The organism is Vibrio sp. NFR, assembly GCF_027587095.1.
GTDB classification, from domain to species: domain Bacteria; phylum Pseudomonadota; class Gammaproteobacteria; order Enterobacterales; family Vibrionaceae; genus Vibrio; species Vibrio harveyi.
This window is the reverse complement of sequence record NZ_JAPPTN010000002.1, coordinates 458,511-482,309: the sequence shown is the minus strand read 5'-3', so window position 1 is coordinate 482,309 and position 23,799 is coordinate 458,511. Positions and strand designations below refer to the sequence as shown.

Below are 23,799 nucleotides of genomic sequence, written 5' to 3'. Positions count from 1 at the left end.
GAGAACGAATGGAGCTAATGTGGAGTTTCTATGGAGTTGGTAAAATCAGGGTCACTTTCACACCAGAATCGACGTTTTCGACTTGCAACTTACCTTTGTGCAGCTTGATCACTTGCTCAACAAAATTCAGCCCAAGCCCAGTACTCTTAACACCATTTTCCCGAGCGAGGGAGTAGAAGCGCTCGGTCAAACGAGGCATCGCGTAGTCGGGAATGTGAGGACCTGAATTGAAAATCGACAGGCACAGCTTCTCTTTCGTGACCTCAGCCTTCCATTCAATACGTCCCTCTGAATAAACAAAATCCAGCGCATTATCCATCAGGTTAAAAACGGCTTGCTTCAGTAAGAAGGCATCACCAAGCACGGCGAGATGGTCATCAATTTGGATGTTGGCTGTGACCGACTTAGCACTCAAGCGCGCATCCGCCGATTCAACCACTTCATTGACCATTTGTTTTAGCGAGATAGCTTCGACTTGTTCTAGTTCAGGGCGCTTTTCAAGGCGAGCAAGTTCGAGCAACTTATCAATCAATGACTGCATGCGGTCGCTTTCTCGCTCAATGTTGCCAGCAAAGCGCGTGACCTTTTCTTCAGGCAACGGCATTTGCAATATTTCACTCGCGCCTTTAATCGCTGATAACGGGCTTTTCAGCTCATGAGTCAGCGTCTGTACGTACTCTTCCACATATTGTTTACCATCAAGCTGGTTGCGCATTTTCTCCAATGCGTCGCTTAGCGTGCCGTACTCATAAAAGATACGAAATGTTGGCTTAGAAACCTTTTCGCCCTCACCCATTTTGGTCGCGTAGTCTTCTAGCTTGTTCAGTGCCGAGTGAATTCGCCAAGCAAACAATGCCCCCGCCAATAGCACTAAACCACTCATCCACACCATCCAAAACAGCACATTGCGTTTAGACAGATCGATGAAGGGTTGTACTGAGCGATTGGATTTTGTCACCGTCACGCTGCCAATGATTTCGCCTCTGTGGTAAATGGGCGCAGCAACGTGCATAACGGTTGAGAGCGGATCTTTCGGGTCTTCGATGGTACTGCGTGCACCGTATTGACCGCGCAACGTGAGATAAACATCGTTCCATTGCGAGTAGTCTTTGCCTACGTCTTGCTGCCAAGAATCCGCAATCACAATCCCTTGTTTATCGGTGATGTAAATTCGATGGTTAATCGCTTTTTTGCCAATTTCCCAAATTCGCGCTTGAGGTTCTCGCTGCCCATAAGCCGCTAATAGTTTGGAGAAGCGACTCTCAGACAACTTTCCGTTTGCAACGTCCTCTTCTGCCAATACCGCGAGCAAGTTCGCCATATCCACCAGCGTCTCTTCGGTGGTTTGACGCACGGTTGGCTTAAGTTCTTGGACGACAGTTTTGCTCACCATGTAAGCCGTCATTCCGACTAAGATGAAGTAGAGAAAAAACAGTCTGAGTCCAAGTGGGATCTTCGGCCAACGATTCATCATTCACCTTTAATGCAGTAAAAGTAACCAAAGCCACGTTTGGTACAGATGCGTTCAGACATCTCAAACGACTTCAACTTATGGCGAATCGCTTTGATATGGGTATCGATATTGCGCTCATATGCAGCCTCTGGCGCCATGTCTGCCGCGATCATAAGTTGCTCTCGACTCAATACATTGGAAGAGACGGAAATCAGCTTATCGAGGATCTTAAATTCCACCGCTGTTAACCCAAGCATTTGTCCACCGACACCATAATCAAAGTTCTGCGCAACCAAATCGTGACTAAATTGAGATTGCTCTATGGTTAATGTTGGTTCTGGTTTATGTTCCACCATCGGTGCTTTGGATTTGATTCGTAACTTGATGCGCGCCAACATTTCACGCGGACTAAATGGCTTAGTCACGTAATCATCCGCGCCAATCTCCAAGCCCACTACACGGTCAATTTCATCGCTTCTTGCGGTGAGAAAGATAATTGGAATATCAGAAAACTCACGGATAGCTTTGCAAAGCTCAAAGCCGTTGCCGTCTGGCAAGCCAACATCCAATACAAGCAAAGCCGCGGTATTGTGCTGCAAAAAAGCGAAACCTTCTCCTGCCGTTGCAAACCACTCTACGTGGTAGCCATCCATCTCCAATACATGAATCAAGTTGTCGGCAATAGCAGATTCATCCTCGATAATGACAACGGTTGATTGGTCACTCAATGTCTAAACCTCATTGACTATATTTATCTTAATGTCGTTGTTGCGTGTCTACTTTGATGTAAAGGCTATCGAATTGATACAACAAAGGCAAAATCCGTGAACAATATTAATCAAACTCGAATTCATTCAGCGAATTGAACTTATCACTGATACTGATGACTCACTACAATTGCGAATACAATGATTTCAACTATTGATATGAACAGTGTTCATTTTACACTCAGCCATATCAATTCGATTTTGTTTAAAGGACAGTAACTGATGAAAAGAGCGCTAATCCCCCTAGCAGTACTCACTTTGCTCTCTGGTTGCGCCAGCATGTCTCCAGATGAGTGTAAGACAGCAGACTGGTATAGAGTAGGCTACAAAGATGGGCAGGAAGGTAACAATCCGAGCATCATTAACAGCTACGCTGAAGACTGTGGTGAAGCGGGTGTCACTCCAGATCGAGAACAGTGGAAAGAAGGCTTTGATAAAGGCACGATTCTTTACTGTTCACCAGACAATGGCTATACCGTCGGTATTGAAGGTAAAGAATATTATGGTGTGTGTAGCAATAAACAGTTCATTGAAAACTATCAGTTAGGCCATCAAGAGTACCAACGCCAACAGCGTATCCAAGAGATCGATAATGAAATTTCTATCATCGATAATCAACTGGATAACAACCCAGATAAAGACAACGCTAAACGCTTAAAAGAGAAGAGAAAGCGATTGGCTGACGAACGTTCAAACCTCTTGTCGCCAACCATCAATTTCAATTTGAACTTCTAATTTCAACTCACTATCAATCAATGACCCTAGCTCAGTTCTAGGGTCATAAATTGACTATTTGGATCGAGTTCGTAGTCACCAAACGGATCGCAATACACAAAGCCATGCTTTTCATACAACAGGCGCGCAGGTTTAAAAAATTCCATCGAGCCAGTTTCTAAACTTAAGCGCTGCAAACCTTTTTGCTTCGCTTGCTCAATTACATGAATCAATAATTGAGACGCCACACCTTGGTTTCTTGCCGCTGGCGTGGTGCGCATGGATTTAAGCTCAGCATGTTGATCATCCAACTCTTTAATCGCTGCACACCCAAGCAGTTGCTCATCCTTCCATCCGGTCCAAAATGTTACTTCTGGCGCTTTGAGCTTAGCTAAATCTAACGCATGCACACTCTCTGGCGGCGATGTGGCATACATGTCTTGTAGATGTTCTTCTAGTAATGCGATTACGGCTGTTCTTTCTAAATTGTCGACTTCAATTTTCACATATCGTCCTTGAGAGTTCGTGGTTATTCATTCAGTTGCATCAAATTTATTGCAAAATTTTAGTAGGTACAATCTATTGCTTTGTTCTTCTTTACAATTCCTGTCGCATGATGTGCTGAGGTCCAACTGGTCCACCATGATAAAGCTCATTAGTATCTTCAAAACCCGCCTTTAGGTAACACTGATAGGCGGGGACGTTTCGACAATTAACCGTTAGGTAGAGAAATTCAAATGTTGGATAGTGCAACTTAACAAAGTCCCTAAACAAACCAATGGCTTGCTTCGCAATACCTTTGCCTTGATGGCGATGATCCACCAGTAATGAGCGAACACCTAAACTTCTTTGAGGGCAAAAGTCATAATCTTCACTGTACGCAGCATCAAATAAAAAGAACCCGACCACACGATCATCTTCAAGGATCAAATGAGGTAGCTCTGTCGGTTTAAGACTTTCCAATCGCTGACCAATATTCTCAACCGTAAACTGAGCTTGATCTTCCAAGACTTGCAGCTCAATGGTTTGCGCGTGTCGACATGGCGTATACTTTTCAATAGTAATCATGGTCATCCTTGTTGAATTTACGTTCGATTTATACAGGGTATGTCGTAAATGGAAATACCTACGGTCGCAATTCCCACTCGCTGGCAAACGTTTCACACATTATGATCCTCACCAATTGTTAGTGAGGTTGCCATGTTCCGTTTTTTGCTTTGTAGTTTTTCCCTTGTATTACTCTATCCTACCGCGATTGATCTTTACCTTGTAGGTTTGCCTCAAATTGCCGCGGATTTAAACGCCAGTGAATCACAGTTACACATTGCGTTCTCTATCTACCTTGCCGGTATGGCAACGACTATGTTGTTTGCAGGAAAGATCGCCGACTCCATTGGTCGAAAACCTGTTGCTATGGTTGGCGCTGCGATCTTCATTGCAGCATCACTACTTGGTAGCATGGCTGAGCAGTCCGAGGCGTTTTTAATTGCTCGATTTACCCAAGGTATTGGAGCTGGCTCTTGCTATGTGGTTGCTTTTGCCATTCTTCGCGACACGTTGGATGACAAACGTCGCGCGAAGGTACTATCTATGCTCAACGGCATTACCTGCATCATTCCTGTCATCGCCCCCGTTGTTGGCCATCTCATTATGCTCAAATTCCCTTGGCCAAGCCTGTTCACCACAATGGCAGGCATGGGTGTGGTGGTTTGTTTGCTTTCAACCTTGGTGCTCAAAGAATCAAAACCTAACGTAATACCACAACAAAGCGCCGCTTCAGCTTCTAACCAAGAAACCTTCTGTGAGCGCTTTTTTATTAGCCGACTCATCATTACTGCCATTGGCGTGACCACCATTCTTACCTACGTGAATGTCTCTCCAATGCTGGTGATGGGCGAACTTGGTTTTGATCGTGGTGGCTATTCTTCTGTCATGGCAGGCACGGCACTCGTCAGTATGCTCACCTCTTTTTCTGCGCCATTGGCTTTGTCTTATTTTAAACAACGTACACTGATGCTGACGTCGCAAACCGTGCTTGTCAGTGCTGCGATGGTGATTGGTTTTGCGCATCTAGACCAATGGGGAATCCCATTTTACTTATTCGGATTTGGGCTGATTTGCGCTGGCTTCTCGATTGGCTTTGGCGTGGCCATGAGTCAAGCGCTCAGCCCATTCTCTCAACGTGCAGGTGTAGCAAGCTCATTGCTGGGCATCGCTCAAGTGTGTTGCTCTGCGATCTACATCTGGTTCATGGGATTGATTGGCGTTAATGCGCTGAATATGTTGGTGTTTATCTTAGCAATAGGTGGCGTAATCAGCTTGGCTCTAATACTATTTATTCCTAAGCCTGCTCATGAAAGCCACTATGAAGAAATCACTAGCCCGTCTTGATCTCAACTTATTGTTCACTCTGCAATTGCTGCTGCAAGAGCAGAGTGTTTCCAAAGCGTCGAAGAAATTAAACGTTACGCCGTCAACGGTAAGTAAATCGCTCAATAAGCTTCGTGACTGGTTTGATGATCCTCTGTTTGTCAAAACACCGAAAGGATTAGCGCCGACTCCGTTAGCACAAAGCATGGAGCAAGATCTGGCGGAATGGTTACAAATTGGCAGCCAAATTGCGGAAAAACGCAGCGATATAGCACCAAAAGGCGTACGCTTTGATTTGACCATTGAATCCCCGTTAGTGCTGACGATTCTTGATGATCTTCTTATCGCAATCCACCAGCGTTACCCGGATGCTAAAGTCAAAACCAGTAATTGGGATTATGATTCACTCGATGCGATTGTGCGTGGAGAAGCAGACATCGGCTTTACAGGAAGAGAGAGCCATCCCCGCTCGAAAGAGTCACTCGACCTGCTCCCTTACTTCCTCGATTTTGAAGTGCTGTTCTCAGACCTACCTATGGTGTACCTGCACAAAGATCACCCTGCTTTGAAGCAGGAATGGAATCTTGAGACCTTTTTGAGCTATCAACACATCAATATTGTTTGGGAAAAGAGTGAAACATGGGCATTGGATGAAGTATTGAGTGAACTGGGCTTACAGCGCTCAATTGGCTTAACCATGTCGAGCTTTGAGCAGTCTCTATTTATGGCCGCACAGCCACACCACAATATGCTGACCACCGCACCGCAATACTGTGAAAGTTACACCAAGAAGCTACACCCAGATTTGGTGTGTCTACCCATTCCATTGGAACAAACTCAACAAGATAAACTGCTGATCCCGTTCACCATGATTTGGCACAAACGTAATGCGTACAACCCAAAACTGGTGTGGTTACGAAATACCATTAAGTCACTTTATGGTTGTTCCAGTGACATCGATAAATAGCAAAAGGGGCGATATTCTCGCCCCTTTTTATTCTAATGGTGTGATTAGCTAAAAAACTCAATGATCTGCTCAACAGCTTGATCAACGTATTCGTCTTCGTCATAGAGCCCAATGTGATTCGCACCTTCAATTCTAATCAATTGTTTAGGCTGCGAAGCCGCATCAAACATTTGCTCACTTTCGTATGCGGAATCCGCTTCTGTACCGACAATCATCAGCAGTGGTGTCGGTGTCAGGTTTGCAGCAATATCCAACGCAGAAAAGTTAGCCAACGTCTCATAAGACCAAGGCAAAAACTTGCTTTCGTATAAACCTTTTGCTCCGCGCTCTGTCATGTAGTACTGGTAGAACTCTCTAAACAGACGTGGCATTTCCTCACTGTCTTCAGTTGGTGCATGAGGCAGAAAATCAATCTGCCCAGTAGCAAGATAACGTTCTCTCGCTTCATTACCTTTAAGCAGTAAATCTAACAAACCCTCTCGACCAATTACGTTGTGATAAAAACCTCGGTGGTCAAAGTAAGCACTCACAGTCGCAAGTGATTTTACGCGTCGATCTGTCGCAACGGCATGAGCTAAATACCCGCCGCCAGAACAAACACCTAACCCATGGATTTGCTCGTTGTTCACATACGTTAAAGAACGTAAATAAGTGACCCCATTGCGGCAATCTTCCGCTTTACTGTATGGGTTCTCATGAAATCTTGGTGCACCTTCACTCGCGCCAAAACTGGCATGGTCAAACGTTAATACCACAAATCCCTTGGCAGCAATTTTCTTGGCGTAGATTCTTACCGTCTGCTCTTTCACACCCGCCTGTGGCGCTGCAATCAAAACCGCGGGTAAAGGATTCTCCACTACGGATGGACGATGAATTTCCGCTGCAAGTCGGTTGCCATTGCTGAAAAATGAAGCCTCATATCTTGTTACTGTCACTCGATTCACTCTCTATGGTTAACGGTTTTTTAGACGATAGAGACGAGCATTCACAAACATTTGTACTCTGCTCCTCTCTTTTAAACCAGTATAAGGAGCGCTATTATTCAGATATATATGAGCATTATGAAAACACTGTTAGGTTTACATGAACAATCTATCTTGGCGAGGTATTCGAGCGTTTATTTATGTGGCGGAATGTGGAAGCTTTACCTCCGCAGCCGAAGCGATGGGCGCATCAAAGGCAAACGTGAGTCAGCTCGTGAGTGAATTAGAGTCCTCGCTGGGTGTTCAATTGCTTTATAGAACCACACGTCAGCTTCGCCTTACTGAAATTGGCGATGGCTACTTTCGCAAGTGCAAAGAAGCAATGCTACAACTGGATGCTGCCGCAGAGTGGGCACAGCAAACCACCAGCGAAATTAAGGGTCGGATCCAAATGAATTCTGTCGGAGGTCCGATTGGCGAAGAGCTCATTGCCCCATTGGTGATGAGTTTTCAATCCGCCTACCCGAACGTAGAAGTAGAGCTCGATTTCTCAAAACATCGCGTTGATCTTATTGAAGATAGCTACGACTTAGTCCTCCGAGTCGGCGAAATGCCAGACTCCACTCTCATCGCGCGCCGACTCACCACACTTCGCACGCACTATGTCGCAAGTCCAGATTTTCTTGAACGACACCCGAACATCCTCGTCCCAGAAGATCTTAAAGCCTTGCCTTTGATTCACGGCAGTGTTGATCATTGGATCATGAAGAATCATAAAGAGCAGCGCATTATCAACGTAGGGCAAGGTATTAAAGCGGCTACTGGCAGGACCATGCGGCATGCGGCGCTTTCTGGACTAGGGGTAACGCGACTAACCGATGTGTACTGCCATGCTGATTTGGCATCCGGAAGACTTATCGAGGTGCTCCCGGAATGGTCAGAAAAAACCTTACTTTCGCTCGTCTGTCCGCCAGTCAAATATCAACTACCAAGAGTCAAAATGCTTATGGACTGGATAAGCGACCGATTCGAAGAACACTATAAACAGTTCAGAATTGAGGGCGAACATTCAAGCTAAGCTCGGTTTCAATCACTCGTGCGAACGCATTTTTTCTCAGCAAGTGCCATAGCGATATTGGCTTTGCTGTACGCACTCTCGTTGATGAAATGCGGATAGATATCCTGTTTGCCTTCCCAGAAAATATCGTAACCAAAGAAGGTCGCGAGTAGTGGTTCGCCCGGTTTGACTACCTCGAAATCTCGTCCACAGATCATAGGATGTACTGTCGCGACACGCATACCATCGTGGTCGACAGGGATCATGAATTCTTCGGTGTAAAAATACGCGTCGTAGTCATTCAACTCACCAACTCGACCAAGGTTATGCTGTTCAAGGTAATCGAGCACCATGGTCAGCATCTTCTTCATTAGCTCTAGAGTGTCGTACTTCAGTGAACCATGTGCTTGAGCTCCAACTTCGATCATCACGCCATGCTGCCCGGTGGTGCACAAATAAGGTTGGTCATCCCACGCTTTTCTGTCTTCAAACAAGATGTTGGCTTCTGGCATGCGTTGCTTCACATACGCCCCCATCATGCGATAGAACACGTCATTAGAAACCAAAATCAAGGTCGCACCCATGTTACTGGTGGTGTTGTGCAGATCGATGATCAATTGATTCTCTTGGTGAGCATGTACTTGCGTGAATTGCTGCGCGATTTCAGTTTCTTGCTGAGTCGCAGGCGATGATTGATTCGCCAAGGCAAATTCACGGTTGAGATCGGTCTCCACATAACGAACGTTTTGCTTTACCGCTTCAGGGTTGCCAAGCACACACTGAGTATTGAACGTCGAACGGTCAGCAACATAGAGGCGATCTTTGATGAGCTTTTGAAGATAAATGCCAGAAAGCTCGTTACCATGCGTACCTGCCACGAGCAGAACACGATTAAGTTTGTCCATAAAAGTAATATTCCAAATATTGAGTAAAAGTGAGTTTTAATTGAGATTGAGCAGCGCCATCTTAGCGAAACGCCATCGCTCCTTTTCCCACACCTTCATAGGCGATAATTTGCAGTGACTGCCCCTCATTTAATGAAGGAGCAATTTCATTAGCGATAAATACGGCAAGCAGTTCCACCGTTGTATCCGTGTTCAGCACTTCGGTTTCACTGTGTGCAATCGCTAACTGGAAGTCCCCTTGAGAGGTGGTGTAACGAAAGCCAAAGTGGGTATCGCTACTGCTGCCATTAGCGTGTTCACTCAACTCTAAATGCTCAACTTCAACTAAGTCTTCGATGGAGGCGAGATAGATATCTTGCCAACGCTGTGCAAAAGCGTGCTCGCGTTCGATATCACGCTGCCCATCCACTAGGATTTGGATCGGTGAACGATGTCCGTGTGCGATACGCTGACAATTACCATCGTGTTTTTTTAAACCGTGGGTGTAGTGATAGTAAGCGCCATCGAGTTTTTCATGACGTAAGGTCACATCAATCGATGCCACATTACTCGGTAGATGACCTTGTAGAACATGGTGAATGTGTTTCGTCACGCTCTCTATTGAGATTTTTTTAGCATCAACAAAGCAAAAGGCTTCATCCGGACAATGTAGATGAATGCCCTTTTCACCACGCATAAGGTCGACTTGGGAATAGCCTGATTGAATACTTGTGGTTTCCACCGCGTCATTATCTACGGGAACAAGCAAACGGTGATCAACATATTGATCGACCAATTGTTTGATTTGCTTCTTCACTTTCGAGAAATCCAGCACCATGCTCATCTCATTGAGATCGCCATGCATTACGACATCCAGAATCCAGCTCTCGCCGACCATGCCTCGTTTTTCACACAAATACGATGCATCAATAACCGTGAGATCATTAACAAATAGATTCAACCCGAATTCCTCATTCTGTATTTATTACCGAACCAAATTGTTATGTTATAACAATTGCTATTTTCACTCAATTTGGCAAGACTTCGATATCTCAATGCACCATGAGTGTGCGTTTTCAGCTATAACTAATCACTTTATCAACTAATTAGCTTCTTATGTTTGGCGCTACACTGCGTATCTTGCTTAGGATTGAGGATAAGGAATGTCGACATTTTTACTGACCGCGATTGCTATGTTGGCGTTTGCTGCCAATTCACTGCTGTGTCGCTTAGCATTAGCAGCAGGTCTCATCGACGCGGGTAGCTTCACCCTTATCCGTTTACTCTCTGGTGCAGTCACCTTAGTTACCATCCTACTTCTGAGAGGAAACTTTCGCAGCCAGCTACCGACAACCAAATTCAGTCTGTTTGCAGGAGTAGCCTTATTTGGATATGCCGCCCTGTTTTCTTTCGCCTATATAAAACTAGCAGCTGGAACCGGAGCCTTGTTACTTTTTGGTGCTGTACAGCTGACCTTACTCGCCCTTTATTGGTGGCAAGGGCAGCGCTTTAAATCGCTCGAAGTGTTAGGCATTGCGGTGTCATTAGCGGGGTTTGCTTGGCTCATGCTGCCATCGGCAACTCGACCAGATGTCTGGTCTGCTGTATTGATGGTACTTTCCGGTGTTTGCTGGGCAGGCTTCACCGCTCTAGGTAAATACGCCCCAACTCCGAGCAGTGGGATTACTTGGGGGTTCATTACCGCTTCCATCTTAGGACTCTTACTTTCCCCACTGTTATTAGATTCAATTCAAGTAACCTTAAAAGGTACATTATTAGCCATTGCATCGGGTGCCATCGCCTCAGGTTTTGGTTATGTACTTTGGTATCAGGTAATGCAAAAGTTATCTCTGTTACAAGCAGCAGTTAGCCAGCTTTCTGTTCCTGCCATCGCTCTGATTTTAGGTAGCATCTTGTTAGGTGAAGCCCTGACCCTACATTCGTTAATAACCAGTGCTATCATTCTTGGCGGTATTGCATTGGTCTTTTTATCTCGCTCCCAAAAATCCAAAACCACATCTACAAGCCAGTAAAAAACAAAAACTTCCCTCTCAACTTATTCCTCATCATCTATGCTTTTTGTTAGGCACTTGTTTTCACAATAATTTGGAAGTGAGCAAGACCTAACATGCTGGCGATGAGCCTTGAATAGAAATTTGGTTTGATAATTCCTGCAAAACTGTATCAGTAATGAGACTTTCTAGTTAAACGTTTTCTTGGTCGTTTTTCCTCCCACGCTATGAGCAACGGGGCTCGAAGAACGATTTAGGCTTTTCAGTCCGATTGGGTTTTGACAAAGGATTTACAAACCTCTTCATTTCAATCGCTATATTCCGCGTCCGCAATTTTTTCAGAACGAAATTCTGATTATTGATTGAATAAATTCATCCACTTACAAGCATAAGCCTGAGCTAACGTTGACACTATGAACGAGAAAATCAAATTCGCCACAAAAGTAGCGCTTAGCCTAACTCTGGCTTATCTGATCCCGTTTGCAATGGGTTGGCCGCAAGCATCTACCGCGGCTACGACAGTAATGTTAATCGCTTCTACCGGTAGTCGACGTGAGTCTCTCGCCAAAGGCACATTGCGTGTGCTGGGTACTTTAGTAGGTGCGGTAATCGGTTTGTTGCTTGTCGGCATGTTTGCCCAAGATCGCTTGCTGTATATGCTCAGCGTTTCTGTCGTTGTTTCCTTTATTTTCTATTTCCGCAACGCGTACCAAAAAGACCCGACCTTACTTGCCTTAACTGGCGTAATGGTCTTAATGATGTCGAATGGTGGAGATGCAGAAGGCGCATTCATGTATGGCGTTGATCGCGCGTACATGACGATCTTTGGTGTAGTACTTTACACCTTAGTGGGCACATTCCTATGGCCGACCAAGACAGAGCAAAATCTGCGTCAGCTCATTGAGCAACTGAATCAAGCTCAACAAGCGTTGTTTAATGCCATTTTGCAAAACTTCGAACAAAAAACAGCGCTACAACAGGATGTGGTCACCAATGTGGAAGCGACTGAAAACGATGAAGCACCGTCACCAACCATCGATGAGTTGTTAGAAAAAGTATTCGCCGCACAAAACGCGCTAGAACAACGCTTTGCAACCGTCAGTGTCGAGTGCAGTGATGTCTCGGCCTATATGAAAGAGTGGCAACTCGCGGTCCACTTCAATAAGCAAATCACTCAAGAGCTTAGCGTGGCTGCACATAGTCACTTTAGCCACCAGCAAGACCGAAGCTGTATCAACAACTTTGATCAAGCGACTCAAGAAATCCAACAACTGTTCAAGATCAGTCAAGAGATGTGGGCCAACGAGGGAGCGGCTTACCGAGCTCAAGAATTAAACATCGAATACAACCAAGCGGCGCTGGCAGACGCGTCTCACCTTGTGAAAGGCTCAGCACTCACACTTGGTCACTTACTTAAACTCATGCACCAAAGCTTGTCTCGCTTAGCTGAGAGCATTAGCTGTATTGATTCTGTGACCAACAATGTGTCGTTTAAGCAAGAATTGCCGAAGCAGAAGAGTAAGTTCCTTTGGTGGGATGCTGAGAACTTCAAAACCGCAGTGAAAACCTTCACCACCTACTGGGTGGCAGGGTTAATTTGGATTTATTTCAACCCGCCAGGTGGCTACTCGTTTGTTACCTTCTCAACCATCTTTATGTCACTGCTGTCGTTTGTACCTGTTCACCCATTCATGTTGCTGATTTTGTTTACGTTTGGCTTCCTATTTGCAGTGCCTTCGTACGTCTTTATTTTGCCGGGTTTAGAGTTAGGTGCCGAACTGGGCTTGTTCATCTTTATCTATACCTTTATCGGTTTCTATCTATTCAAAGGACCGGTGACCATCTTCTATATGATTGGCTTGTTCGTGCTCGGTCTCGACAACAATATGACCTATCACTTTGGCATCCTAATGACGATCATGACCTTGTTCTACATGGTGGTGTTCATGATCATTTTCGCTCATTACTTCCCTTTCAGTTCACGTCCAGAGCATTTGTTCTTAACGCTGAAAGAGCGGTATTTCAGGCATGTTGGTGACCTATTTGCTAGCTATCACCAACAATCTGAGTCCTCTTTTAAAAAGCTGAAACGTTCTTTGCATTTGGTGACACTAAACGTCTCTTCCAAAAAACTGATGGTTTGGGGCTCAAAGATCAACCACAAGTTATTTGATAAAACGCCGCCAGAGGCCATCGGCGCATTCAGCAAGTCATGCAATGCCCTAAATAACCACGTCAACATTTTGATTGCTGCCGAACAAAAGCTGTTAAGTAACCGACTTATCAAACAGTTACGCAGCAAGCATACCGATTCCATATTACCTCTGATGGCTGGCGCACTAGCAAGCCATCAGACGACCGACGAGCTCAATTCTGTGTTCGAACAATACAGCCAAGATTACCAATCCTTTGAAAATAAACTGGAAGAATTCTTTAGTGAGTTGGATTTATCTGACTACGCTTATTCAGAGATAGCTGGTTTTTATATCTTGCTGAATTTAAAACGGAACGTGTTCGAAGCAATAAACCAATGCAAGCAAACCTACGAGGATATCGATTGGGTGAACTTACGTCAGAAGCGGTTTTAAAGGTGAGGATATGATGCTTCTAAAACTAACTAAACCTAGCCTCGCCATACTCTCTGTACTCGGATTGAGTGCGTGTACGACTTTGGGTCCGGATTACGTCCATCCAGAGCAAACCGCCTTGCCAAGTGATTGGTCATTAGAAAAAGTGGCGCAAGACACACAGCAATCCGAGCAAAAACTGCAGCAGTGGTGGCAGCAGTTCAACGATCCAACACTGAACCAACTGGTTGAGATGGCGAGCCAACAAAACCTCGATCTTGAGGCGGCGGGTTTGCGCATCGTCCAAGCACGTTCGCTATTGGGCATCTCCACAGGATTGCAATACCCACAAGTGCAAACTGTCTCCGGTAACTTAGCCAGAGCTTATGTGAACGACCAAGGTGTAAATAACGCCGCGCTGTCATTTGATGCAGGGTGGGAAATGGACATCTGGGGCAAATACGCGCGTGGCATTGAATCTGCTGAAGCTGGCTACTATGCGTCGATTGCGTCTTACCACGACATCATGGTGACCATCACTGCGGAAGTGGCACGCAACTACATCAACTACCGCACGTTCCAAGAGCGTATTTTACTCTCTCGTCGAAACATCGAGATCCAAGAGCGCGTAGTGAATATTACTCAGGTGCAATTTGATTCTGGTAACGTAACTGAGCTCGACGTTCAGCAAGCAAAAAACCAGCTCTTCAATACTAAAGCGGCGCAACCTTCGCTTGAAATTGCAATGAAGCAGTCGCGCACTGCATTAGCATTGCTGTTGGGTGTGCTGCCAGAAGACGTTGAAAAGCTGTTGCAATCTGATGGCTTTGCTCAGCGGATGGCTGATTACGAAAACCAGTTTAAATCCTCAGGCAGAAAACCCGCACTATCAGGCAACGACGAACGTTCCATCGTACCTCGTCCACCTCTACTGGATAACAAAGTGGATGCAAATTTGGTGATGCGCCGACCTGATCTTCAAGTATCAGAAATGCAAGCTCGTGCTCAGAGTGCTCAGATTGGCGTTGCCGAAACAGCCTTGTACCCAAGCTTCTCTCTGTTCGGCTCTATAGGTATCGATAGCACGGTTCCAGATGGCAGCAGCTTCAGTTTCAGTGACTCGTTAACCATGGTGGTAGGTCCAACGTTCAGTTGGAATATCTTCCAATACGGACGAGTGAAAAACAACATTCGATTTGAAGATGCGAAGTTTCAAGAAACGCTGACCAACTACAACAAGAAGGTGCTGCAAGCGGTTAATGAAGTGACTAATGCACTGGAAGCTTATGACTTGTATTTGGAGCAAAAATCGCTGCGTCTGCAATCGGTCAATTCGTCGATTCGCGCGTTCAATATATCGATGACGCAGTACGAAAACGGTCAGATTTCCTTTGAGCGTCTTCTGAATTCAGTAGAAAAGATGACTCGCGCAGAAGACAGCTACGCCACCATCAAAGGTAACGTCGCAAACCAAGTTGTGGCACTTTACAAAGCGCTCGGCGGTGGATGGGAGGCTCAAACAGGTAAACCATTTTTATCTGAAACCGTCGCCAAACAGATGCAAGACCGCAGCGATTGGGATGGTTTGCTGGATGAAGAAGAACGTGTTCTGCCACCAATTCGCATCGAGCCATCTTCAGACAAAGCGCAAGCAGACAGTGCCGAGCAACTAAGTACCCAGAAAAATAGTTCCGAGCAAGATGGGGAGGTGCAGTAATGCCACACGAACTCTCTTGGGGGGACGTTTACTTTTCTCCCTTGTTACTGGTGCTGATTCTTGCCGTCACTGCCACATGGATAACGGTGATCATCTTGAACAAGACACGCTTGTCACGCTTCATTGCATTTCCGTCTCTGACATTCATTGCCATCATGGTGTTTTACGTGGTGGCCATCGACAGTTTTTATATACAGTTTTAGGTGCCCAACAAGATGAAAAAACTACTCGTTATTGCACTCAATCTTGTCATTCTTGGTGGCGCGGCGTGGTTCGGCTATCAGAAGTTCGAAGAGTATTTTAATAACCCATGGACCCGCGATGGTCAGGTACGTGCGAACGTTATCAAGGTTGCACCTCGTGTATCTGGTCCTATCGTTCATGTTGCCGTGATGGACAACCAAGAAGTGAAGAAAGGCGATCTGCTGTTTGAGATCGATCCAACCACTTACGACGTTGCCCTATCACAAGCAGAAGTGGCGTTAGAGAAAGCCATCGTCAGTTCACGCGGTAAAAAGATCGAATACGATCGTTTAAAAGACATCCGAGCCAAAGACCGAGGCGCAGTTTCTCACAAAGATCTCATTCGTCGCGAAATCACCTACGAAGAATCGTTACTGCAAATCAAATCAGCAGAAGAACAGCTTAAGTCTGCGCGCCTGAACCTTGGTTACACCAAAGTGTACGCATCGGTTGATGGCTTTGTATCAAACCTAGATATCCGTGACGGTACACAGGCGGTTGCAAACCAACCGTTAGTGGCACTTATCGACAAAAACAGCTTCTGGGTCTTTGGCTTCTTCCGCGAAAACCAATTGGCTCAAATTGCCCCGGGCAATGAAGCTCGTGTCACCTTGATGTCTCACCCAGACACACCTATCGACGCTACGGTGGACTCCATCGGTTGGGGTATCGCCCCTAAAGACGGCACCGTTGGCTACAACCTTCTCCCTAATGTGAACCCTGTATTCCAGTGGATTCGCTTAGCCCAACGCATTCCCGTTCGCGTGTCATTGCATGAATTACCAGAAGGCGTCGACCTACGCTTTGGTCTTTCTGCTTCCATCATGGTGATGAAGGACTCATCACAAGAGCAAGAATAGGAGTTAAACAGACATAACCATGGCTATCGGAAAAAAACTCAAAAACATCAATGAAGAAAACAACTTCTTCTATCTGACCCTAGCGTTAATCGGGCTCTTAATTGGCGGTGCGTTTGTACAGGTTGTAGGAGAAGGAGCGATGGAACACCTGTTACAAGGGTTCACCATCATCACTTTTATCGTCTGTATGGCGAGCTTACGCTTTGACAAAAACTGGTCACGTTTTCTTTATACCTTGCTCGGTACTTGGGTATTGGTGATTGGTATTAAAGCCGCTCTCGGTATCAAAGAAATGGACGTGGTGATGCTCGCCCTCACCTTCGCCTTCTTCTTCGGGACATTCAAATCCATCGCAAGACAGATTCTGTTCACTGGGCATGTGAACACCAACAAAGTCATTGGTTCGGTTGCCCTATTTTTGCTGCTGGGACTGATGTGGGCAATTGCCTATCTCATCCTTCTTGAGTTCTCTCCAAACTCATTCACCGGGATGGAAGCCATCTCTTGGGGTCAGAACTTCTCTAATGCAGCGTATTTCAGTTTCGTCACCTTAACCACGTTAGGTTACGGCGACATCAGCCCTCTAACACCATTGGCACAAGTCGTTGTGTATTTAGAGGCCATTGTAGGCGTGTTTTATATGGCGATTGTTGTTTCAAGTCTCGTCAGTTCCAACATTGAACATCAGGTAAACAAAAATGGATAAACAATCGGAAAAAACAGAGAGTAAGATTTTCATCAGTAATATGGTGGAATCTGCGATACGTATCGGCTTGATCTTAGTCTTGCTGATGTTTACGTATGACATTATCAAACCTTTCATTCTTCCTGTGATTTGGGGTGCGATCATCGCGGTTGCATTGATGCCAATCTGTAAAAAACTAGAAAGAGTGTACGGTGGTAAACGAGGTCTCGCGGCAACGACAATTGCGTTGTTGGGTATCGCCCTACTGGTCACGCCTCTAGTGATGGTATCAGGCTCCATTGTTGATGGCGCAACGCACGCACTAGAAGTATTGCAAAATGGCGACATCAAAATCCCTGGTCCAAAACCTTCTGTTGCTGATTGGCCACTTGTCGGTGACAAGCTTTACGAAGTATGGACGCTGTTCGCGACAAACTTAGAGAAAGCAATTCAAACCTTTATGCCACAAATCAAGTCAGGCTTAACGTCTCTACTTGGCATGGTAGGCGGTGCTTTGGGTAGTCTGCTTCTTTCTATCCTATCGCTTGCGATTGCTGCTGGCTTTATGACTTACTCAGAGTCCTTGGCATCAGGTCTTAGCACCATTGCCGTTCGCACCGCTGGCGACAACGCCAAGAGCTGGACAACACTTATCGCCGCAACCATTAAGAGTGTGTTGCTTGGCGTGGTTGGTGTCGCTGCGATTCAAGCGCTATTGATTGGTGCAGGTTTCTTCATCTTCGGCGTACCTGCTGCAGGTCTACTCACACTTATTCTGATGATCCTGTGTATCGCACAGCTTCCAGCACTGCTTGCCGTACTGCCTGTAATTGGCTACATGTACATGACCCAAGACACCAGCACTGCGACTATGTTCACTGTGTGGGTTGTGGTTGCGGCATTGTCAGAGAACCTGTTCAAACCGATGCTAATGGGACGCGGTGTTGACGTACCGATGCCTGTGATTCTACTTGGTGCCATTGGCGGCATGCTCTTCTACGGCATCGTTGGTCTGTTCTTAGGTGCCGTTATCCTAGCGATTTGGTATGAGCTATTCGTATGGTGGTTGAGCATAGAGAAAGCACAACAGCAAGAAGAAGCGGTCATCGAAGAGAAAGAAGCGTCGCAAGCGGAATCTGGTCACGGCGCTGGTATCTAACCTTGCAAGCATTTGAAACAAACCGCTGTCTTTGCAGCGGTTTGAGCTATTTAGCTCACAGTTTCATCGCTTGGAATCAGATTAAAATGACGTTCTTGTTAAATTTTCAATCTTCTAACATTCGAGAGTTGCAATCAGACAATGAACAATGCAATCTCGATGACCACTAATGACAGTGCTTAGGATAAAAACAATGAAATTGATCAAGCCTTTAACTTGCGCGCTTGCTTTGGCAATGAGTGGCATGGCATTCGCGGATGTGACGGTAACCGTTCCTGACGACGTTTCAATCTATGCGGCTAACGGTGAAAAAGTAAAACTATCTGGTGGCTTTTTTGCTTCTGAAAGATCATTCACTCTGCCTGACGGTGTAAACCAAGTTGTTTTCCGCTACGCACCTTACTTCAGCCAAGGCAATGATCGCCTAAGTGTTGAGAGTGACGTTATCGTAGCTCGTTTCGACGCAACCGATGCTGAGCTAGCGTTCCAACTTCCTGAATACCGTGATCTTCGCCAAGCAGAAGAAAGAATCAAAGACCTAGATTGGAAACTGGTTGATGCTTCAGGCAATGCAATTGCGGTAGAGCAAGACAAGCTAATCAAACCAGGTATGCAAATTGGTCGTGACTACGTTCGCGAAGTGGAAGACTACAATAAAGCAGGCGGTGTAGCGGCAGTCGGCGTTGCAACTGCAGCGGTCGTTCAGCCTGTAACGCTTCCAGCAGCAATTCCATCAGACATGAAGCAAACTAAGCCTGCGACGATGAAAGCAGATTCAACGGCTGAAGAAATGCTGCACTTCTGGTACCAAAAAGCAGACGCTGAGACACAAGCGCGCTTTAAAGACTACATCAACAAGCAATAGCTCGTTGTCTGGTAGACGAAATATTCAATACAAAAAGCCACACTCCTGTGTGGCTTTTTTAATTCAGAATTTGTACGCCATGGTCAGCATTGGACCATAGAATCGGTAGGTAACATCGAGCGCAGAATTGTCGCTTTCGTAATCAACCCCTACTTCGTAATAGTTAAATGAACCCGTCATGCTGAATTGGTCGGTAAAGAAGTACTTAGCGCCAATGTCCACCTCAAACAAATAGCCTTCTATATCATCCACAGCTAAATAGAACACCTGTGCGTGGCTTTTTAAAATCCAGTCTTGCGTCAGTGAGTACTCTGCTCGAATCCCCAAATCTGGCAAAGGGGCAGTAACATCATTTAAAACCGCATCATCAACAAACATTACTGGAATTTCATCCACCCCACTCACTTTTGCGCCAAGCTTGCCATCTAAACCTAATGACAGCCACATCACGTGCAGCCCCGCCAATACATCCACCGCCCATTTATCACTGGTGTAAAACTGATAACCGTAACCTAGGCGTGCAATATCAATGTTCAGTTCTGTGGTCAGTTTAGAGCCAGCTTGAACCGCATAAGTGGTGCCATCAACGGTAATTTCAAAAGGTTTGGTTACCGCTGTGCGGGTTGCCTCACGGTGCAAACTACGCCAATCAAGATACACGCTATGTTTTTTATTGAAGTAATACTCCACCTCAACATAAGGCAGCACGGTAAACTCTTTCAAATCGAGATCAGATTCGAAATCAATGGTACGTATTTGGTCGAGGTAAGGGTCGTAGGCGTTAAGTTTGGTGTCAGTGCGAGAGAAAAATCCCCCCGCTTCAATCTCCCACTCTCCAGCAACAACGCCGGAAGAAATGAGAGTAGCGAGGCACACTGTCCAACCAGCTTTGTTCATCATCCTTGAGTCCTAAGCGATTGAATTTATGTTTGAAGTAAGTGTAGTCGTAGGAAGAAAGATATGGAAAGACGATTCGATCGCAACTCTGCATGAAACTGATCATTCAACGTCAAATCAGCAGTTGAGTTAGCAATTCACCACTTTGGTACCTGAAAGCAAATCGTGCAACAAACGACGCTCAGGGTGAAATAAAAATAGAGCAAGGTTGACCAATGGTGTAAACGGGATAAGCATTTCAATCAAATAGCTCATACACAATCGTAAAGACGTGGTCACTTTCGTCGTGTCGTGACCGTTCTTCATCACCACTTTGATCCTAACCAAACGCATCCCAACAGTTTGTCCCTCACGGAGAAAATTCCAATTCGCCATCATCAACATAGGAATGGTTAGCACGTAGCTTGCTTTTGTGTCCTTAACTAATTGAAGGTTTTCACTCAAAGAAAGTTCGAAGCCATTTACAACAGAATTGATGGTCAAAGCGATTGTAAGCACTAAACCAGTCACGATCATCAGATCGATGAAACCACCAATAAATCTTCGCCTTCTATCGGCAATTGAGCACCACATACTTCCCCCTGAAATGCAAGCTGATGCATTCTAGGGATGGGTTGTAAGGCGCTCAATTGTGAGAAGCCATATTTGTGACCCTCTCTCAGAACTGAGATGGTCAAATATCAATCAAACCTTACCAATATCTCTCGTAAATGATATTGCCACCTGTTCGGGCACGATACTTCTCTAAGCCTAAACCTTGCAGTACTGGAGAGGTATCTTTGATCATCTCTGGGTTACCACACATCATCACAAAACTGCTTTGTTTAGAAAACGGCAAGTCAGCACGATTAACGAGCTCTCCCGACGCAATCAGATCTGGAATGCGGCCTTGAAGCTTACCCGGAATGCTCTCACGGCTGACAATCGGCACATAACGAAGACGACCTTCATATCGCTGTTGGAGCTGCTCAATCAGGTATTTGTAAACTAAATCTCTTTCGTAACGCACACCATGCACCAGCACAATGTGATCGCTATGTGGAAGTAGATTGATGTCGTCTAACAAAGAGAGAAATGGACCAATGCCTGTCCCCGTTGAAAGCAGCCATAGATCGTTTGCGTGTTTGGGGATGGTATCGTGGATAAGATCGCCATGAGCCGTTTCTCCAACATAAATGCTATCGCCAGTTTGAAGCTGCTGCAGCCTTGGCGTCAGTTGCCCTTCTGGGTTCGCGACGACTAAGAATTCGAGCCACTCGAACTGCTCACTGGGCGCATTCACCACCGAGTATGCACGGCTAATGGGATTGCCCTGTTCGTCGAGCAAGGCGAGTTTGGTAAATTGTCCGGCTTTGAAGGAGAGAGGCGCACCGGAAACTCGTAAACTGAACAGCTCACCTGTCCAGTCGATTCGTTTTTCTACTTTGGCAAGATTGAAACCTTTCAGTTCTGTCATTGGACATCTCCTTTTGGTTACGCTTACTTAAACCTACGCCTCACAACTGACTATGTAAAGTTTTTAGTTTACAAAAATAAGCATCTAATTCATTTCACATTTTACATACAATTTTATTACATTTTAATCAGTTCCATCTAGAATAAATACTCAAAGTGATAAGTCGCTTAGCAAATTGCGGCAACGTCGATGAAAAAGGAACATGAGTAATGGATACGTTATTAAAAGAATTCCCAGTGATTACGGAAATCAAAGTCGCTTGGGGAGAGATGGACGCCCTACAGCACGTCAATAATGCGGTGTATTTTCGTTACTTCGAAACTGCGCGTTTGGACTACTTCAACAAGATTAATCTGTTGGTAGATTTGCAGACGTCTCACATCGGTCCGGTTTTAAGTGAAACACAATGCCGCTATAAGCTACCCGTTACGTTTCCAGATACGCTTTTGATTGGCTCACGCGTAATCGACATGCAAGAAGATCGCATCACGATGGAATACCAAGTGCTGAGTAAGAAGTGGGGCAAGATTGCGACCATCGCGACCGCTACTGGTGTGATGTTTGATTTTAAGAACAACGTGAAAGCTGCAATTCCAGATCACGTTCGCCAGTCGATTTTAGACTTGGAAGGCACCGTGGGCAGTACGCATCATTTGGAGTAAGGAAAGAGGCGAGAAGCGAGAGATTAGAATCGAGATTCCCGACTGCGCTCCTTCGTCGCTATCGGGAATGACGCAGAGGACCTCTTCCAGCCTATGCGATAAGAAAAGTTGTGTCATTCTAGCGGGCCAAGGCGAGACTAAGAATCTACTTACCGCTTGCTGCAAACCATAGAGCGATGAACTACCTCAATATAATCTGAGAGTAGATTCTGAATCACGCTCGTTCCTCGCTGTTCAGAATGACGGTTCTCGCTTGGGTGTTCACCTTACAATACAAGCTCAGACGTCATTCCGGACGAGCCTAAGCGAGCCATCTGGAATCTCGCTTTAAACATCACAACAGAGCTCCCCGACTGCGATCCTTCGTCGCTATCGGGAATGACGCAGAGGAACTATTCCAGCCTATGCGATAAGAAAAGTTGTGTCATTCTAGCGAGCCAAGGCGAGACTAAGATCTACTTACCGTTTGCTGCAAACCATAAAGCGATGAATTACCTCAATATAATCTGAAAGTAGATTCTGAATCACGCTCGTTCCTCGCTGTTCAGAATGACGGTTCTCACTTGGGTGCTCTGCCCTACAATACGAGCTCCGACGTCATTCCGGACGAGTCTAAGCGAGCCATCTGGAATCTCGCTTTAAACATCACAACAGAGCTCCCCGACTGCGCTCCTTCGTCGCTGTCGGGAATGACGCAGAGGAGCTCTTCCAACCTATGCGATAAGAAAAGTTGTGTCCTTCCAGCCTACACGGTAAAAAGTTGCGTCATTCTAGCGAGCCAAGGCGAGACTAAGAATCTACTTACCGCTTGCTGCAAACCATAGAGCGATGAATTACCTCAATATAATCTGAGAGTAGATTCTGAATCACGCTCGTTCCTCGCTGTTCAGAATGACGGTTCTCGCTTGGGTGCTCAGCCCTCAATACGAGCTCAGACGTCATTTCGGACGGGACTAAGCGAGCTATCTGTAAACATCACAACAGAGATCCCCTACTGCGCTCCTTCGTCGCTATCGGGAATGACGCAGAGGAACTCTCCCAGCCAAAGAGATAAGAAAAGTTGTGTCATTCTAGCGAGCCAAGGCGAGACTAAGAATCTACTTACCGTTTGCTGCAAACCATAAAGCAATGAATAAACTCAATATATTCTGAGAATAGATTCTGAATCACGCTCGTTCCTCGCGGTTCAGAATGGCGGTTCTCTGCCCTACAATACAGGGTCAGACGTCATTCCGGACGAGCCTAAGCGAGCCATCCGGAATCTCTCTTTTAAACGTGCACCAAATCCAATTAGCAGAACGTCTCGATGTACAGCGCTTCCACTTTATCTCTCGCCCACTGCGTTTTGCGCAGGAACTTCAGCGACGATTTGATTGAAGGATCTTTCTTAAAGCAGTTCACACGAACGCGCTCATGCATTCCGTTCCACCCAAAGTGTTCAACTAAACGGGTAAGGATTTTCTCTAAACTCAACCCGTGAAGTGGGTTATTCGGCTGCTGTTGGCTCATGCTATTGATCCAGTAAAGTGAAGTTGCGCGCT

General features: G+C 45.7%; 24 protein-coding genes. 13 read left to right on the top strand and 11 right to left on the bottom strand.

Annotation, left to right across the window (positions count from 1 at the left end; translation table 11 throughout):
* Positions 1-28: 28 nt before the first annotated feature.
* The gene (gene creC, locus OH463_RS05760; protein ID WP_269990919.1) at positions 29-1,471 is read right to left on the bottom strand and encodes a two-component system sensor histidine kinase CreC; all 1,443 of its coding nucleotides are present in this window, start codon (positions 1,469-1,471) and stop codon (positions 29-31) included.
* Positions 1,471-2,181: a response regulator gene (locus tag OH463_RS05755; RefSeq protein ID WP_269990799.1), complete on the bottom strand. Its 711-nt coding sequence runs from the start codon at positions 2,179-2,181 to the stop codon at positions 1,471-1,473. The genes creC and OH463_RS05755 overlap by 1 nt, the downstream gene beginning before the upstream one ends.
* 261 nt (positions 2,182-2,442) lie before the next feature.
* Here OH463_RS05755 and OH463_RS05750 point away from each other — a divergent pair, with 261 nt between their 5' ends.
* Positions 2,443-2,955 carry a DUF2799 domain-containing protein gene (locus tag OH463_RS05750; RefSeq protein ID WP_009697974.1) on the top strand — a complete coding sequence of 171 codons (513 nt, stop codon included), beginning with the start codon at positions 2,443-2,445 and terminating at the stop codon, positions 2,953-2,955.
* A gap of 26 nt (positions 2,956-2,981) precedes the next feature.
* Here the strand turns inward: OH463_RS05750 and OH463_RS05745 are convergent, their stop codons facing one another.
* Positions 2,982-3,440 (bottom strand): GNAT family N-acetyltransferase, encoded by a 459-nt coding sequence (locus tag OH463_RS05745; protein ID WP_009697975.1) that lies wholly within the window; start codon positions 3,438-3,440, stop codon positions 2,982-2,984.
* 91 nt (positions 3,441-3,531) lie between these two features.
* Positions 3,532-4,002: a GNAT family N-acetyltransferase gene (locus OH463_RS05740; protein WP_026000275.1), complete on the bottom strand. Its 471-nt coding sequence runs from the start codon at positions 4,000-4,002 to the stop codon at positions 3,532-3,534.
* A 132-nt stretch (positions 4,003-4,134) separates the two neighbouring features.
* Between OH463_RS05740 and OH463_RS05735 the strand changes: the two genes are divergently transcribed.
* On the top strand, positions 4,135-5,325 hold the full coding sequence (locus OH463_RS05735; protein WP_009697977.1) for an MFS transporter: 1,191 nt from the start codon (positions 4,135-4,137) through the stop codon (positions 5,323-5,325).
* Positions 5,300-6,271, top strand: a complete 972-nt coding sequence (gene yidZ / locus OH463_RS05730) for an HTH-type transcriptional regulator YidZ (RefSeq protein WP_005453192.1) — start codon at positions 5,300-5,302, stop codon at positions 6,269-6,271. Before OH463_RS05735 ends, yidZ begins: the two co-directional genes overlap by 26 nt.
* Before the next feature lie 44 nt (positions 6,272-6,315).
* On the opposite strand, the gene OH463_RS05725 is transcribed toward yidZ, so the two are convergent.
* Entirely contained in the window at positions 6,316-7,206 is an 891-nt protein-coding gene (locus OH463_RS05725; RefSeq protein WP_009697979.1) for an alpha/beta hydrolase, read from the bottom strand.
* Between the two features lie 148 nt (positions 7,207-7,354).
* Between OH463_RS05725 and OH463_RS05720 the strand changes: the two genes are divergently transcribed.
* On the top strand, positions 7,355-8,272 hold the full coding sequence (locus tag OH463_RS05720) for a LysR family transcriptional regulator (protein WP_269990796.1): 918 nt from the start codon (positions 7,355-7,357) through the stop codon (positions 8,270-8,272).
* Between the two features lie 8 nt (positions 8,273-8,280).
* Here the strand turns inward: OH463_RS05720 and OH463_RS05715 are convergent, their stop codons facing one another.
* Positions 8,281-9,156: an aspartoacylase gene (locus OH463_RS05715; RefSeq protein WP_269990794.1), complete on the bottom strand. Its 876-nt coding sequence runs from the start codon at positions 9,154-9,156 to the stop codon at positions 8,281-8,283.
* Between the two features lie 61 nt (positions 9,157-9,217).
* Positions 9,218-10,096, bottom strand: coding sequence for a 6-carboxytetrahydropterin synthase (locus tag OH463_RS05710; protein WP_239211135.1), 879 nt, complete (start codon positions 10,094-10,096; stop codon positions 9,218-9,220).
* Between the two features lie 202 nt (positions 10,097-10,298).
* Between OH463_RS05710 and OH463_RS05705 the strand changes: the two genes are divergently transcribed.
* From OH463_RS05705 to OH463_RS05670, 8 genes are all read left to right on the top strand, one after another.
* The gene (locus tag OH463_RS05705) at positions 10,299-11,168 is read left to right on the top strand and encodes a DMT family transporter (protein ID WP_269990791.1); all 870 of its coding nucleotides are present in this window, start codon (positions 10,299-10,301) and stop codon (positions 11,166-11,168) included.
* 392 nt (positions 11,169-11,560) lie between these two features.
* Positions 11,561-13,735, top strand: coding sequence for an FUSC family protein (locus OH463_RS05700; RefSeq protein ID WP_269990790.1), 2,175 nt, complete (start codon positions 11,561-11,563; stop codon positions 13,733-13,735).
* 10 nt (positions 13,736-13,745) lie between these two features.
* Positions 13,746-15,431 carry a TolC family protein gene (locus OH463_RS05695; protein ID WP_269990788.1) on the top strand — a complete coding sequence of 562 codons (1,686 nt, stop codon included), beginning with the start codon at positions 13,746-13,748 and terminating at the stop codon, positions 15,429-15,431.
* Positions 15,431-15,634 carry a DUF1656 domain-containing protein gene (locus OH463_RS05690; RefSeq protein ID WP_005453214.1) on the top strand — a complete coding sequence of 68 codons (204 nt, stop codon included), beginning with the start codon at positions 15,431-15,433 and terminating at the stop codon, positions 15,632-15,634. Before OH463_RS05695 ends, OH463_RS05690 begins: the two co-directional genes overlap by 1 nt.
* A gap of 12 nt (positions 15,635-15,646) precedes the next feature.
* Entirely contained in the window at positions 15,647-16,534 is an 888-nt protein-coding gene (locus OH463_RS05685; RefSeq protein WP_005453216.1) for an HlyD family secretion protein, read from the top strand.
* 19 nt (positions 16,535-16,553) lie between these two features.
* A complete protein-coding gene (locus tag OH463_RS05680; protein ID WP_005453218.1) occupies positions 16,554-17,240 on the top strand; it encodes a potassium channel family protein in 687 nt (228 codons plus the stop codon).
* Entirely contained in the window at positions 17,233-18,378 is a 1,146-nt protein-coding gene (locus OH463_RS05675) for an AI-2E family transporter (protein ID WP_005453220.1), read from the top strand. Before OH463_RS05680 ends, OH463_RS05675 begins: the two co-directional genes overlap by 8 nt.
* Positions 18,379-18,571: 193 nt before the next feature.
* Complete coding sequence (locus tag OH463_RS05670) at positions 18,572-19,243, top strand: DUF2057 domain-containing protein (protein ID WP_269990786.1); 672 nt, start codon at positions 18,572-18,574, stop codon at positions 19,241-19,243.
* 63 nt (positions 19,244-19,306) lie between these two features.
* Here the strand turns inward: OH463_RS05670 and OH463_RS05665 are convergent, their stop codons facing one another.
* The 3 genes from OH463_RS05665 to OH463_RS05655 all read right to left on the bottom strand — a co-directional run bounded on the left by OH463_RS05665 (position 19,307) and on the right by OH463_RS05655 (position 21,596).
* Positions 19,307-20,143, bottom strand: coding sequence for an outer membrane beta-barrel protein (locus tag OH463_RS05665; protein WP_005453224.1), 837 nt, complete (start codon positions 20,141-20,143; stop codon positions 19,307-19,309).
* Between the two features lie 126 nt (positions 20,144-20,269).
* Positions 20,270-20,713, bottom strand: a complete 444-nt coding sequence (locus tag OH463_RS05660) for an RDD family protein (protein ID WP_009697987.1) — start codon at positions 20,711-20,713, stop codon at positions 20,270-20,272.
* Positions 20,714-20,831: 118 nt separating this feature from the next.
* The gene (locus OH463_RS05655) at positions 20,832-21,596 is read right to left on the bottom strand and encodes a ferredoxin--NADP reductase (protein ID WP_269990785.1); all 765 of its coding nucleotides are present in this window, start codon (positions 21,594-21,596) and stop codon (positions 20,832-20,834) included.
* 209 nt (positions 21,597-21,805) lie between these two features.
* Between OH463_RS05655 and OH463_RS05650 the strand changes: the two genes are divergently transcribed.
* Positions 21,806-22,258 (top strand): acyl-CoA thioesterase, encoded by a 453-nt coding sequence (locus OH463_RS05650; protein WP_005453229.1) that lies wholly within the window; start codon positions 21,806-21,808, stop codon positions 22,256-22,258.
* Between the two features lie 1,290 nt (positions 22,259-23,548).
* On the opposite strand, the gene OH463_RS05645 is transcribed toward OH463_RS05650, so the two are convergent.
* Positions 23,549-23,767 (bottom strand): VF530 family DNA-binding protein, encoded by a 219-nt coding sequence (locus tag OH463_RS05645; RefSeq protein WP_005436214.1) that lies wholly within the window; start codon positions 23,765-23,767, stop codon positions 23,549-23,551.
* Positions 23,768-23,799 lie beyond the last annotated feature (32 nt).